This is a genomic window from Nocardiopsis listeri NBRC 13360 (genome assembly GCF_001570765.1).
Lineage (GTDB): Bacteria > Actinomycetota > Actinomycetes > Streptosporangiales > Streptosporangiaceae > Nocardiopsis > Nocardiopsis listeri.
Genome location: NZ_BCSH01000010.1, coordinates 22,314 through 36,094, shown reverse-complemented (window position 1 = coordinate 36,094; position 13,781 = coordinate 22,314). Strand labels below are relative to the sequence as shown.

Annotated in this window: 13 protein-coding genes; 3 read left to right on the top strand and 10 right to left on the bottom strand. The window is 69.0% G+C overall.

What is annotated here, in order from left to right; all coding sequences use genetic code 11:
- Position 1: 1 nt before the first annotated feature.
- Positions 2–346 carry a hypothetical protein gene (locus NLI01S_RS04765; RefSeq protein ID WP_067599779.1) on the top strand — a complete coding sequence of 115 codons (345 nt, stop codon included), beginning with the start codon at positions 2–4 and terminating at the stop codon, positions 344–346.
- A gap of 121 nt (positions 347–467) precedes the next feature.
- Here NLI01S_RS04765 and NLI01S_RS04760 read toward each other — a convergent pair whose 3' ends face one another.
- The 5 genes from NLI01S_RS04760 to NLI01S_RS04740 all read right to left on the bottom strand — a co-directional run bounded on the left by NLI01S_RS04760 (position 468) and on the right by NLI01S_RS04740 (position 7,202).
- Complete coding sequence (locus NLI01S_RS04760) at positions 468–1,256, bottom strand: GntR family transcriptional regulator (RefSeq protein WP_067599776.1); 789 nt, start codon at positions 1,254–1,256, stop codon at positions 468–470.
- 167 nt (positions 1,257–1,423) lie between these two features.
- Positions 1,424–2,224, bottom strand: a complete 801-nt coding sequence (locus NLI01S_RS04755) for a dihydrofolate reductase family protein (protein ID WP_067599782.1) — start codon at positions 2,222–2,224, stop codon at positions 1,424–1,426.
- A 239-nt stretch (positions 2,225–2,463) separates the two neighbouring features.
- Positions 2,464–4,620, bottom strand: a complete 2,157-nt coding sequence (gene glgX, locus NLI01S_RS04750; RefSeq protein ID WP_067599773.1) for a glycogen debranching protein GlgX — start codon at positions 4,618–4,620, stop codon at positions 2,464–2,466.
- A 191-nt stretch (positions 4,621–4,811) separates the two neighbouring features.
- Positions 4,812–6,443 (bottom strand): acyl-CoA dehydrogenase family protein, encoded by a 1,632-nt coding sequence (locus tag NLI01S_RS04745; RefSeq protein WP_067599770.1) that lies wholly within the window; start codon positions 6,441–6,443, stop codon positions 4,812–4,814.
- A gap of 102 nt (positions 6,444–6,545) precedes the next feature.
- Complete coding sequence (locus NLI01S_RS04740; RefSeq protein ID WP_067599767.1) at positions 6,546–7,202, bottom strand: pyridoxine/pyridoxamine 5'-phosphate oxidase; 657 nt, start codon at positions 7,200–7,202, stop codon at positions 6,546–6,548.
- Between the two features lie 219 nt (positions 7,203–7,421).
- Between NLI01S_RS04740 and NLI01S_RS04735 the strand changes: the two genes are divergently transcribed.
- Positions 7,422–8,603 (top strand): MFS transporter, encoded by a 1,182-nt coding sequence (locus NLI01S_RS04735; RefSeq protein WP_067599764.1) that lies wholly within the window; start codon positions 7,422–7,424, stop codon positions 8,601–8,603.
- 58 nt (positions 8,604–8,661) lie between these two features.
- On the opposite strand, the gene NLI01S_RS04730 is transcribed toward NLI01S_RS04735, so the two are convergent.
- From NLI01S_RS04730 to NLI01S_RS26710, 5 genes are all read right to left on the bottom strand, one after another.
- The gene (locus NLI01S_RS04730) at positions 8,662–9,435 is read right to left on the bottom strand and encodes a sirohydrochlorin chelatase (RefSeq protein ID WP_190318363.1); all 774 of its coding nucleotides are present in this window, start codon (positions 9,433–9,435) and stop codon (positions 8,662–8,664) included.
- Entirely contained in the window at positions 9,432–10,127 is a 696-nt protein-coding gene (locus NLI01S_RS04725; RefSeq protein WP_067599759.1) for a phosphoadenylyl-sulfate reductase, read from the bottom strand. The genes NLI01S_RS04730 and NLI01S_RS04725 overlap by 4 nt, the downstream gene beginning before the upstream one ends.
- The gene (locus NLI01S_RS04720; protein WP_067599758.1) at positions 10,124–10,330 is read right to left on the bottom strand and encodes a hypothetical protein; all 207 of its coding nucleotides are present in this window, start codon (positions 10,328–10,330) and stop codon (positions 10,124–10,126) included. Before NLI01S_RS04720 ends, NLI01S_RS04725 begins: the two co-directional genes overlap by 4 nt.
- A 92-nt stretch (positions 10,331–10,422) precedes the next feature.
- Positions 10,423–12,120 (bottom strand): nitrite/sulfite reductase, encoded by a 1,698-nt coding sequence (locus tag NLI01S_RS04715; RefSeq protein WP_067599757.1) that lies wholly within the window; start codon positions 12,118–12,120, stop codon positions 10,423–10,425.
- Between the two features lie 192 nt (positions 12,121–12,312).
- Positions 12,313–12,402, bottom strand: a complete 90-nt coding sequence (locus NLI01S_RS26710; RefSeq protein WP_358505711.1) for a putative leader peptide — start codon at positions 12,400–12,402, stop codon at positions 12,313–12,315.
- A gap of 138 nt (positions 12,403–12,540) precedes the next feature.
- On the opposite strand from NLI01S_RS26710, the gene NLI01S_RS04710 reads away from it, so the two are divergent.
- Positions 12,541–13,551, top strand: coding sequence for a YihY/virulence factor BrkB family protein (locus NLI01S_RS04710; RefSeq protein ID WP_067599756.1), 1,011 nt, complete (start codon positions 12,541–12,543; stop codon positions 13,549–13,551).
- Positions 13,552–13,781: the final 230 nt, after the last annotated feature.

The following is a 13,781-nucleotide window of genomic DNA, read 5'->3' as shown; positions in this document are numbered from 1 at the left end:
GATGGCGGGGGCCCGCACGCGGGCCCGGGTCGTCACCGACGGTACGGCCACCGTGGGACGGGAACTGCGCTGGGCCGCCGAGCTCAGTGTCCGCGCCACGCTGGCGGGGATCGACCACGCGCGCCCCGAACCCTGGAGCGACCGAGGGCTGACCTGGCTCTTCGGCGCGATCGCCGTCGCCGCGGTGGCGGTGGCGGTCCTCTTGGGAGCGGGAATGGCGCAGTGGGCGATGACCTCGTCCGACGCCATGCTGTTCGCTGCGGCGGGGGCCTTGGCGGTGGGACTGGTGTTCCTACCGCTGGCTTACCTGGTCTTCGCCTCCAGACGACAGCGTCGCCGACGCTAGAGGCACGAGGAAGACGGAAAACCAACGGGTGAAGACGATGCTGGAGGGGCCTCGCGATGAGGTCCCTCCAGCACGTTCGGGGGCGGCGCCGGGGGTCGGGGCGTCGCGGGGGTGCGCGGGGTCAGGCGTCGAAGTCGTACTGGAGCACGTACGCGGAACCGTCCATGGTGATCTCGTTGAACTCCACCGGACGGTGGTCGGCGGTCAGCGCGGTGCGCGCGACCTCCATCACGGGGGTGCCGGGGAACAGTTCCAGTTCGACGGTCTCCTCGGGGGTGGGCATGCGAACCCGGATCTCTTCGGTGAAGTGGGCCGGTCCGCTCCCGAGGTCGGTCAATCGGGCGTAGATGCCGCCGGGCCCGCTGTCGTCGGCCTGTAGACGTCGCGCGGCGTCGGAGGTCTCCCGTCCCTCCCAAGAGCGCGGAGACAAGTGGGACACGGCGCTCTGCACCGGTCTACCCTCCACGAGGTAGCGTCGGGAACGACGTAACACCGTGGATCCCTCCGGTAGGTCGAGGGCGCGTAGGACGTGCCCTTGGGGTATCACCTCCTCGATCACGAGGCCCTCCACCTCGTAGCCGCGGGTTTCACCGTCGGTCTGCCAAATGGCCCGCCCGCTGCCCCACAGCTCCTTGGACAGACGCCGGGCGCCGTGTCTTCGCAGGGGACGGAACAGCCGGACGTAGATGCCCGAGCCGCGGACGGCCACGGCAAGGCCCTCGTTGATCAGTACGGAGAGCGCCTGACGCGCGGTCGCCCTGGCGACCCCGTGACGCTCCATCAGGGTGTTCTCCCCGGGAAGGCGGTCGCCGTCGGCGTACCGTCCGGAGCGGATCCGTGCTCGAAGTTCCTCGGCTATCTCCCGGTAGACCGGAGGTGATCCGTTTGCGGCCGTCGGCACTACGTTCATCCTCTCGCCCAGGGGACCACACCGGTGAGCCCCGTTGATGCGGTGTGTCCGGTCACAGCGTTTTCAGTGGATGGCACACCACGGGTATGTCCGGTTGCGGGATGGTTCATGCGTCATTGTGGGGTGACCGAAACACAGCGGTTATGGCGGCCTCTGCGGGGAACCCCTCAATCCCTCAGGTAACGGGTGAACAGGTTTCCCTGCGCTTCCCACAGGTGGGCCAGCCGCAGCGGAATGGTCTGTTTCGTGCCCACGCCCGGAACACCCGGGACCGGTGGCCCTCCCGCCACGATCCGGGGCGACCCCACGCCCAGGAGGTGCGGGCTCACCGTCAGGCAGAGTTCGTCGAGCAGGTCCGCCGCCACGAACTCCGCCAACAGGTGTGGACCTCCCTCCGTCAACACCCGGTACAGACCTCTCTCGGACAGGGCGTCGAGGATGTGCCATGGCCGCACGGAGTATTCGTCGACCACCACCAGGTCGGCGTGCTCGGCCACGAACGCTCGCCGGTCGGCGGGGCTGTTCTCGACGGTGAACACCAGGGTGCGGGCGTCGTCGGGGGCAGTGGTGAGCAGCGCGTCGTCGAACTCCAGGGTCCGTGAGACCACCGCGATCCGAGGCGTGTCGGGTCGGCCCTCGCGCAGCTCCGCCCAGACCTCGCGTGGACGCACCGGCCTGTACCCCTCGTGCCGGACGGTCGAGGCGCCCACCACGACGACGTCGCACAGTCCCCGCAGGACCGCCATCACCCTGCGGTCCGGCTCCGAGGACATGTCGCGACTGCGTCCCGACGGTCCTACGGCGCCACCGTCGGCGCTGGCGACCATGTTGGCGCGTACCCAGGGCCGGGTCAGGTCGGTGGGGTAGGCATAGGCCTCTTCCGGACGTACGTCCGTGCGCTCGGGGTCGGGCAGGAGTTCGCGGAGCCGTGCGGGCGCGGGGCTCCCCGCGGCGTGAGTGTTCGACATGACCACCAGGCTAGGTTCTGTTCCGTCGACCGTGGGGTTACCGTGCGGGCGCCGTCGGACGCCGTTCCTTGGAGACCCGGGAAGGCACCGGAGGCGGGATCGTGAGGAACGAGCCATCACACCGTGGGCGCCACCGCGTTTCCACGACCCGATCCCTGTCTCCCCGGTGCCCGAACACGCTGAAGGCCGGGCCCCTCCCGGCGCGCGTGCGGGCGGTACCGAGAGGGGCCGGCCGTACCTCAGCCGTGGTGGGGCGAGGCGCGCCGCAGGAGCATCAGGGCGCGGTCGATCACCCGCACCGGGCAGCCCGCGGTCACGAACGGACGCCCGCCCACGTCCGGTTCTGCGGTGTCCAGGACCGTTTCCCACGCCATGCCGTACTCGGTTCCGGGCAGTTTGAACTCCACCGCGTCCGGGCCGCTGTTGAGCAGCAGTACGAACGATCGGTCCCGGATCGTGCGTCCCCGCGCGTCGGGCTCGGTGATGGCGTCCCCGTTGAGGAACACGCCCAGAGCACGGTCGCCGCTGTTCCAGTCATCGCCCTCCATGGCCGACCCGTCCCGGCGCAACCACGAGATGTCGGGCAGTCCGTCCACACCGGACCCCTCATCGGGGAGACCACCCTCCACCGGGCTGCCGCGGAAGAACCGGCGGCGGCGGAACACCGGGTGCTCCCTGCGCAGCCGGGCCAGCTCGCGTACGTAGTCCAGCAGGTCGTTCTCCGGGTACTCCCCGGCCAGGCCGGCACCCTCCCAGTCGATCCAGGCGATCTCGTTGTCCTGGCAGTAGGCGTTGTTGTTGCCGCCCTGGGTGCGTCCCACCTCGTCGCCGTGCGAGAGCATCACCACGCCCTGGGACAGGTACAGGGTGGCGAGGTGGTTGCGGACCTGCCTGCGGCGCAGGGTGAGGATGGCCGGGTCCTCGGTGGGCCCCTCCACCCCGTGGTTCCAGGAACGGTTGTCGTTGGTACCGTCCCGGTTCCCCTCGCCGTTGGCCTCGTTGTGCTTGTGGTCGTAGGAGACCAGGTCGGCCATGGTGAAGCCGTCGTGGCAGGTGATGAAGTTGATCGAGGCCACGGGGCGGCGTCCGTCGTCCTGGTACAGGTCGCTGGACCCGGCCAGCCGAGAGGCCAGCTCGCCCTTGACCGGTTCACCCCGCCAGAAGTCGCGCACCGTGTCCCGGTACTTACCGTTCCACTCGGTCCACAGTGGTGGGAAGTTGCCCACCTGGTAGCCGCCCGGGCCCACGTCCCAGGGTTCGGCGATCAACTTGACCTGGGAGATCACCGGGTCCTGTTGGACGATGTCGAAGAACGTGCTCAGTCGATCGACGTCGTGGAACTCCCGGGCCAGTGCCGAGGCCAGGTCGAAGCGGAACCCGTCCACGTGCATCTCCAGGACCCAGTACCGCAGTGAATCCATGATGAGCTGGAGCGAGTGCGGGTACCGCACGTTGAGGCTGTTGCCACAGCCCGTGTAGTCGAGGTAGTAGCGCTGGTCCTCGTCGACCACCCGGTAGTAGCCCAGGTTGTCGATGCCCCGCCAGGAAAGGGTGGGGCCCATGTGGTCGCCCTCGGCGGTGTGGTTGTAGACCACGTCGAGCAGGACCTCGATGCCCGCCTCGTGCAGCGACTTCACCATCGCCTTGAACTCCTGGACCTGCTGTCCGCGGGATCCGCGGGCCGCGTACCCGCTGTGCGGGGCCAGGAAGGCCAGCGTGTTGTAGCCCCAGTAGTTGGTCAGGCCGCGCGCCACCATGGCGTGCTCGGGGACGAAGTGGTGCACCGGCATGAGTTCGACCGCGGTCACCCCCAGGGAGGTGAGGTAGTCGATCATCGCCGGGTGCGCCAGCCCCGAGTAGGTGCCTCTCTGATGTTCGGGGATGCCCGGGTGACGCATCGTCAGGCCGCGCACGTGGGCCTCGTAGATCACCGTCTGGTGGTACGGGGTGCGCGGCCGCGACTCGTTGCCCCAGTCGAAGAACGGGCTGACCACCACGCACTTGGGCACGTAGGGAGCGCTGTCGGCGGTGTTCTTGCGGTCGGGGTCGGCGAAGTGGTAGCTGAACAACGACTCGTGCCAGGTGAGCTCGCCGTTGAGCGCCTTGGCGTAGGGATCGGTGAGCAGTTTGTTCGGGTTGCAGCGCAGGCCGTGTTCGGGTGCGTAGGGTCCATGGACCCGATATCCGTACTGTTGGCCCGGGCCCACCCCGGGAAGGTACCCGTGCCAGACGAAGCCGTCGTATTCGGTCAGGGGTATGCGTGTTTCCACCCCCTCGTCATCGAACAGGCACAGTTCCACCTGTTCGGCCGCTTCTGAGAAGAGCGAGAAATTGGTGCCGGAACCATCGTAGGTCGCACCGAGCGGATAGGAACTACCTGGCCAGACTTCCACCATAGGCGTCGTCAGTCTCTTGTGGTCGGGGCCCGGAAGGGCACTTTGGCGTTGCGCCTTCTTCCTTCCGCCAAGGCGACAAAAGTATGCCGAAACAGACCGATGTTCCTGCACCGGCCTGTTCCGCGAGTCTTCTTATGGTGATTTGTGTCGGATTTGCGAGGTCGTTCGATAAAATACCGATGGTGGATATTTCACCGATGCGGGCGTGCCCTTTCCAGGATCAGGCCGGTGTCCACCCCGCGGGGCAGGGTTCCGAACACGTGCCCCCACTCGCCGCCGAGTCGGGAGGTGGTGAACGCCTCGGCCACCGGGGTCGGCGCGTGCCGTAGCAACACCGACGCCTGCAAGGTCAGGGCCATCAGCTCGACCAAGGAACGCGCCCGGTACCGCATCTCGTCCACGTCGCCCAGGGTCTGCTCCAAACGCTTGAGCGCGGTGTCGTAGTGGTCGTCGGCGCCCGCGGCGGCGCGCAGTTCGGTGAGGAAGGCCTCCACCGACTCCGGCGACCTGGCCATCGCGCGCAGCACGTCCAACGCCGCCACGTTGCCCGATCCCTCCCAGATGGAGTTGAGGGGCGAGTCCCGGAACAGCCGGGGCATTCCCGACTCCTCCACGTACCCGTTGCCGCCCAGGCACTCCAGCGCCTCGGCGGCGTGCGCGGGCTGGCGCTTGGTGATCCAGAACTTGCCCACGGCCACACCGAGTCGACGGAACGCCGTCTCGCCCTCGTCGCCGCGCACGGAGCGATCGGCGGCGCCCGCCAGGCGCATCATGAGGGCCGTGGCCGCCTCCGACTCCAACGCCAGGTCGGCGAGCACGTTGCGCATCAGCGGTTGGTCGACCAGCCGCTCACCGAACGCGCTGCGCGTCTCGGCGTGGTGCAGCGCCTGCACCAGTGCTGCGCGCATCCCCGACGCCGAACCGATCACGCAGTCCAGGCGGGTGCCGTTGACCATCTCGATGATGGTGCGCACGCCCCGACCCGGCTCGCCCACCAGGTGCGCGACCGCGCCGTCGTACTCCAGCTCCGCGGAGGCGTTCGACCGGTTGCCCAGCTTGTCCTTCAACCGCTGCACGAACAACTTGTTACGGGTTCCGTCGGGCAACACCCGCGGTACCAGGAAGCAGGTCAGCCCCTCCGGCGCCTGCGCCAGGGTCAAGAACACGTCGCTCATCGGTGCGGAGGTGAACCACTTGTGCCCGGTGAGCAGGTAGTGGCCCTCGGAGGTGGGAACCGCGCGCGTGGTGTTGGCGCGCACGTCCGAACCGCCCTGCTTCTCGGTCATGGACATGCCCGCGATCAGGCCGCTCTTGCCCAACGGAGGGCGAAGCCCGAAATCGTAGGAACGGGCGGTGAGCAGCGGCTCGTACAGGGCGGTCAACTCGGGGGAGTGGCGTAGCGCCGGCACCGCCGCGTAGGTCATCGAGATGGGACACCCGTGCCCGCTCTCGGCCTGCGACCACAGGAAGAACTTGGCGGCGCGGGCCACGTGCGCGCCCGCGCGATCGTCCGCCCACGGCGCGGCGTGCATGCCGTGTTCCACCGCCTGGTCCATCAGGACGTGGTAGGCGGGCTGGTAGTCGATCTCGTCCACCCGGTGGCCGTAGCGGTCGTGGGTGCGCAGCACCGGGGTGTAGGTGTTGGCCGATTCGCCCCAGGCGCGGACGCGCTCCGAACCCGCGGCCGCGCCGACCTCGCGTACTTCGGCCTCGGCCCAGCCGGCGCCCTCACGGCGCAGACCGTCCAAGAGGGCGGGGTCCTCGGCGGCGTCGTGATCGCCGAGCGGTGTGGCCTGGTTGAACACCTCGTGTGTGGCGGACATACCGGATCCGTTCCTGGTTCGGGGGCGGGTGGCGGTTGGAGGGTGAGCCGCATCATATCCGCCCGCCGACCTCGAACAGAATCGCGTTCGGTCTCCTTCGGGTCAGGGCCACAACAGCCCGCGACGCCACCGCGAGCCCTCGCGTTCGTAACGCAGCCGGGTGTGCCTGCGGTCCGGGTCTCCCTGCCAGAACTCCACCTCCAGCGGGCGCACCAGGTACAAGCCCCAGTCGTCGGGCGCCAGGTCGGGGTCGGCCACCAACCGGGCGCGACTCCGCTCGGCCTCGCGGTGGATCTCCGCCGTCTCACCCAGGGGTTCGCTCTGGCGACCGTGCAGCCCGGCCACTCGCCCCTCCAACGGTCGCTCGCGGAAGTCGGCCGCGCGGGCCTCGGCGCCGGCGAGTTCGGCGCGGCCCCGGATCCGTACCTGGCGTCCCTGTGGGCCCCAGAAGAACAGCAGGGCCACGTTCGGGTTCTGGGCCAGGTCACGTCCCTTGGCGGAGGTCGTGGTCGTGGCGAACCACCATCCCCGATCGGTGAGGTCCTTCAGGATGAGGATCCGGGCGGAGGGTGCTCCGTCGGCGTCGACGGTGGCCACCGTCATCGCGTGCGGTTCGGCGACCCCGGCGGCGACCGCACCGGCGAACCAGTCCCGGAACAACTCCAACGGGTCCGTCGGCGCGGTCTGCGGGTCGAAGGACTCCAGGGGGCCGGCGAACACCGTCAACCCGCGCAACAGGTCTCGCATGCTCTCGGACATCTCGTGACTCCCCCGTCGGATCGGCGTCGATACGTCGAACCTACCGAGAAGACAAGGGGATGGTGGCCGGGGCCACTCGTGGGACACCGACCCGGTTACTGCGGCGACCCCGGGCTCTCGATACGATGCCGGACGCCGAACGGCGTCCAATGCGAGCAGTGATCCCCTGATGGGACGACTCCCGTACCGCCGCGATGGTCACGGAGCGAAAAGGGGAACATGACGAGCGAGGAAAACCGTGGAGGCGCGAGGTGGCTCTTGGGCCTCCTGGGCAGCGTCATGCTCACCCACACCGCGCTCAACCTCGCCCGACCGCTCATCTCCTATCGGACCATCGCAGTGGGCGGCGACGCCTTCGAGGTCGGGTTGGTCACCGCCGCCTACGCCCTGCTGCCACTGGTCATGGCGGTCTCCGTGGGCCGCTTCACCGACCGCGCGGGTCGCATCACCTGGCTCGCGGGGCTGGGAGCGCTCATCCTGTCCGTGGGCGGATTCTCCCTCGCCCTCTCCGGGGGCCTGTTCGGACTGGCCCTGGCGAGTACCGTCGTGGGCGTGGGCCACCTGCTGTGCATGGTCGCGGCCCAAGCGCTCATCGCCCGCTACTCGCGTCCCGAAAACCTGGATCGCGACTTCGGCCGGTTCACCGCCGCCGCGTCCCTGGGCCAGCTCGTGGGGCCGCTGATCTCCGGCGTCATCCTCGACGACGCCTCGGGACCCGCTCTGCTCTCGGCCACCTCCGTCGCCCTGGTGGTCGCCGGGGTCGTGGCGTCGCTGGGCGTGCTGCCACTGCTGGCGCCGGCGCGTCTGCGCCCGATCCGACGCACCACCGAGCAGAAGGCCGCGCCCCCGGTACCCACCCGGGACCTGCTGCGACGTCGCCGGATGCCCTCAGCGCTGCTCACCAGCCTGGCGTTGCTGACGGCGGTGGACCTTCTCACCGCCTACCTGCCGCTCATCGCCGAGACCCGCGGCATCTCCCCGATGCTCGTCGGCGTGCTACTGAGTCTGCGGGCGGGCTCCTCCCTGCTCTCCCGGCTGATCCTGCCGTGGATGCTGCGCCGTTGGTCCCGCAAGGCCCTCATCATCGCCAGCACGTCCGTGTCGGGTGTCGCACTGGCCCTGGTGGCGCTGCCCACGAGCGGTTTCGTCGTCTTGGCGGTGGTCCTGCTGGTGGGTGGCTTCCTCCTCGGTGTGGGCCAACCCCTCACCATGGCCGAGGTCACCACGTTGGCCCCCGAAGGGGCCCGTGGCGCGGCCCTGGCGCTGCGCATCTGGGGCAACCGGATGGGCCAGGTGGCCATACCGGCAGCGGCGGCCGGTGTCGCCGGTGTGGTGGGAGCCCCCGGCGCCCTGCTGTTCTCGGCGTTGGTCCTGGCCACCGCCGCGATCACCGCGAGGTGACCACGAACACCGAGTGGGCGGCCCCGAAGAGCCTCACCCGCTCGGTGTTCGGTTCGCCTCAGACCACCGCGTGACGGGCGGCCACCGTGGCGTCGTAGCGTTCCAGCACGATCCGGGCGAGCTCGGGGGAGTCGCCCAGAACGGGGGAGACCACGGTCGCCCCCGCCGCCACCGACCGATCATGGATCCGGTCGGCGAAGAACCCCGGCGCCAACAGATAGGTGGCCACCGCCACCCGCCCGGCCCCGCGTTCCCGCACCGCCGTGACCGCCTCATCGGGCGTGGGGGAGGCGGCCGACGCGTAGGCGGTCACCACCTCGCGCCATGGGCCGCGCTCGCCCAGTTCCTCGGCCAGCCGTGCCACCACGGCGTTGGCCTCCGCGTCGCTGGACCCGGCCGAGCAGAGCACCAGCGCGGTGTCGGGGTCGGCGTAGGCGCCCACCTCGCCCAAGCGCCGCTCCACCGCCGAGGACAGCGACGGGTGCGGCCCCAAGGTGTCGGCGTAGTGCACCCGCAACCAGGGACTGCGCTCGCGTGCCGTGGCCAGTACCTCGGGCAGGTCCACCTTGCTGTGGAAGGCCGCCGTCAGCAGGGTCGGCAGGACCACCACCTCACCGGCCCCGCCCGAGGCCAGTTCGTCCAACGCCTCCTCCGCGTCGGGCGCCACGTGGTCCAGATAGGACAGTCGAACGTCCAACTCCGGGCGCAGCGCGCGCACCCGGTCGAACAATGCCGACACCGCTTCGGCCGACCTCGGGTCCCGGCTCCCGTGGGCCACAGCGAGCAAGGGGATGGACGTGCCTCCTCGCTCGACCCGCTCGTCGCCGCTCATGTGTGGATTCCGCACTCGGTCTTGCCGGTCCCGGCCCAACGTCCGCTGCGGGGGTCCTCGCCCGGGGCGACCCGACGGGTGCACGGCTCGCAGCCGATCGAGGGGTAGTCGTCGTACTGGAGCGGATTCACCAGTACACCGTGTTCACTCATGTAGGCGTCCACCTCCTCCCGGGTCCACCGTGCGATCGGGTTGACCTTGGTCATCCTTCGACGTTTGTCCCACTGCACGACGGGGGTGTCGCGGCGGGTCACCGAGTCCTCCCGACGCAGGCCGGTCAACCACGCCGAGTAGGGCTCCAGCGCTAGCCGCAGGGGTTCCACCTTGCGCAGGTGGCAGCAGATGCCGGGGTCGCGGTTGTGCAGACGCGGACCCAGCACCAGGTCCTGCTCGGCGACGGTTCGCTTCGGTTCCACGGTGATGAGGTTGATGTCGTAGACGGACTCCACCGCGTCACGGGTGCCGATGGTCTCGGCGAAGTGGTAACCGGTGTCGAGGAAGATCACGTCGATCCCCGGCAACGTCTTGGCGGCGAGGTCGACCATGAGGGCGTCCGCCATCGAGGAGGTCATGCACAGACGGTTCCCGAAGACCTCACCGGCCCAGGAGATGATCTCCTGGGCGGTGGCCTCCTCCAGCTCACGCGCGGCGCGTTCGGCCAGTTCGGGACCCTCGGTCATGGTGGCGTTCATTCGTTCCCTTCCGTCGGTCTGGAGGGGGCGCCGCCCGCCGAGAACGACGCGGAGCGCAGACCCACGTACTTGACCCGGAACACCCGGGCGCAGGACAGGCAGGCCCAGGGATAGCCCTCGCCCTTGACGGCGGCACCCTCCTCGGGCACCAGGTCCTCGTCACCGCAGTAGGGGCAGTAGTAAGGTGCGGCCCTCTCGGACACGGCGCACCTCCTCCTTCGGATCGGGCCCGGCCCCTGGGGAATCGGGACCGGGCGGGGCTCGTGGAGCCCGTACGTTCGTTACCGGGACGACCTCACTTGAGGTCGGCGTCGTCGGCGCGGGCCGCCCACGCCGCGAAGTTCTCGCCGTCCTTCCGCTGCGCCTGGAAGCGTCGCAACACCCGCTCGACGTAGTCCGGCAGGTCGTCCGCGGTGCTCTTCAAACCGCGGATCTTCTTGCCGAAGGCCTGGGTGAGACCCATGCCGCCGCCCAGGTGGATCTGGTATCCCTCCACCTGCTCGCCGCGCTCGTTCAGCATCAGCTGGCCCTTGAGACCGATGTCGGCGACCTGGACGCGCGCGCACGAGTTCGGGCAGCCGTTGACGTTGATACTGATCGGGTCCTCGAAGTCCGGCAGGCGCTTTTCGAGTTCGTCGATCAGCGAGGAGGCACGGTCCTTGGTCTCCACGATCGCCAACTTGCAGAACTGGATGCCGGTGCAGGCCATCGTCTGGCGACGGAACACGCTCGGGCTGACCTCGTAGCCCTCGGACTCCAGGGAGGCGCTGATCGAGGCGGTCCGCTCCTCCTCGACGTCGAGGATGATCAGCTTCTGGTCGGGTGTGGTGCGCACGCGGTCCGAACCGTGCTCCTCGGCGATCTCGGCCACCCGCAGTAGCGAGGTGCCCGAGACCCGGCCCACCTTGGGCGCGAAGCCCACGTAGAATCGGCCGTCGCTTTGGCGGTGCACGCCCACGTGGTCACGACGCACGCCTGGGTCCAGGATCGGCTCGGGGCCGTCGGGGAGCTTGTGGCCGAGGTACTCGTTCTCCAGCACCTCGCGGAACCTCTCGGCGCCCCAGTCCTTGATCAGGAACTTGATCCGCGCGCGGGTGCGCAACCGGCGGTAACCGTAGTCGCGGAAGATCCCGGCCACACCCGCCCAGACATCGCTGACCTGGTCGGGACGCACGAACGCGCCCAGACGCTTGGCGAACATCGGGTTGGTGGCCAGGCCACCGCCGACGAAGAGGTCGTAGCCCGCCTCGCCCGCCTCGTTGCGCACACCCACGAACGCCACGTCGTTGATCTCGTGGTTGACGCAGTGCACGGTGCAACCCGAGAGGGAGGTCTTGAACTTGCGGGGCAGGTTCGAGAACTCCGGGCTGCCGATGTGCTCGTCGTGGATCCGCCGGATCTGCTCGCTGGGGTCCAGGACCTCTTCCTCGGCCACCCCGGACACCGGGCAGCCCATGATCACACGCGGGGTGTCGCCACAGGCCTCGGTGGTGGACAGCCCCACCGACTCCAGCTTCTCCCAGATCGCGGGCACGTCCTCGATCCGGATCCAGTGGTACTGGACGTTCTGCCGGTCGGTGATGTCGGCGGTGTCACGGCCATAGTCGCGGGAGATCTCCGCGATCGCGCGGAGTTGGGCCACACTCAGTTGCCCACCGTCGATGCGCACACGCAGCATGAAGTAGCGGTCGTCGAGCTCCTCGGGCTCCAACACGGCGGTCTTGCCACCGTCGATGCCAGGGGCCCGCTGGGTGTAGAGACCGAACCAGCGGAAGCGCCCTCGAAGGTCGGCGGGGTCGATCGAGTCGAACCCGCCCTTGGCGTAGACGTTGACGATCCGATCGCGGACGTTGAGCCCGTCGTCGTTCTTCTTGTTCTCCTCGTTCTTGTTCAGCGGTTCACGGTAGCCGAGGGCCCATTGGCCCTCGCCACGGCTGCGCCGAGGCTTGGCGGCCGTCGCGGCCTTTCCGGACTGCGCGGAAGAGGGAGGCATCGCGGGTGTCTCCGATGGGGTCACGGGGGTGACCACGGTCCCGGTGCCATCACCGCAGGGCCCGTCGGCACCGCACGTCCTCGTGACAGGTGCAACGGGTGAAGTCCGCGTGTGTGGGAGTTCAAGAAGAGGGTGGAGCGCCGGGGCCGCGGGCACCCACTGAGTTCACGGGGTGCTCAAGGCGGCGAGGGTTTATCCGACGCTGCGACAGATGGCGCTGCTGACCCGAAGGAAGTCCACGTGGCGGCGCACGCGGAGCATGGGGTCGATAACAGCGGTCATGCCTTGAGAATGGCACGCCCGTCGGGTCGTTGTCCAGGTGTGCGGGCGCCACGGGTGGGTGACCCATGTCATGTCGCGGCGTCCCCGTTCATGGCGCGAAACCGCCCGAGCTGCTCCATTACCGCTAACGTTCTCCTTGTGGTGGGTTTTTGGGAGAGCTTGTGGAGAGCGGCCGACGTGTGGCTCCGTCGGCACCCCATGGTCCACAACGGCACCCTGTTGGTCCTGCGCACCATCCGCGCCTTCGCTCGTGACCGAGTGGTCGGCCTGGCCGCAGAGTCGGCCTTCTTCGCGCTGATCTCCCTGCCGGCGCTCCTGTTGTGTCTGTTGGGCGCGCTCGGACCGTTGGCGATGGTCTTCGGCGAGGACCTCGTGGTGGAGATCCGCGAGTGGATGCTGGACCTGGCCGCGCGCATCCTCACCCCCGACACGGTCGCCTCCGTGGTGGAACCGCTGGTGGACGACTTCCTCGGAGGTGTCCAGGGCGGAGTGCTGTCGGTGACGTTCCTGGTGTCCCTGTGGTCGGGCTCGCGCGCGATGAACGTGTTCATCCGATCCATCACCATCTCCTACGGCCTGGACGAGCTCCGCGGTTGGTTGGGGCAGCGCCTGCTCGCCTTCTTCGCCTACCTCGGCGGCCTGTTCTTCGCCGTGCTGGTGCTGCCGATCCTGGTGGCCGGCCCGGACCTGGTCCACGAGTTGTTGCCGATCACCGTGGGCAGACTCAACCTCCTCTACTGGCCCCTCGTGGCCCTGATGGTCACCGCCGCGGTGACGCTGCTGTACGCGCTCAGCGTCCCGGTGCGCACCCCACTGTGGCGCCACCTGCCCGGGGCGGCGTTGGCGACCCTGGTCCTGCTGAGCGGTTCGGCGCTCCTGCGCGCCTATCTCGACGCCTCTTTCGGCCAGGTGAGCATCTACGGGTCGCTGGCCGCCCCGATCGCGATCCTGGCCTGGCTGTACGTCATGGCCATCGCGGTGCTCGTGGGGTCCTCCCTCAACTCCGAGATCGACGCCCTGTGGCCGACCGTGCGCACCGCCGCCGCCCGCGCCGACCTCGCCAACCGTCACTTCGAACGCGCCGACCGCATCGCCCAACGCCGGGAACAAGCGGTCATCGACACCATCAACGAACAGAACGGTCGCTGACCACAAACGGCCGAAAGCTCCCACGCCACGGTCGTTGTCGGTATTCTCGCGCCGTCCGGCGGGAGGCCGCGAGCCCGCCGCCCCGAGCCGGATCCCCACGAAAGGTCCCCGAGTGACCTCCCCCAAGGAAACCCGGCCAAGGAGCGCCGTCTCTTCGGACCGTGCGTCATGACGACCGGCCGATCCCCCAGGCTCCTACGCCCGTCGCCCACCGATCACCATCCGCTGCT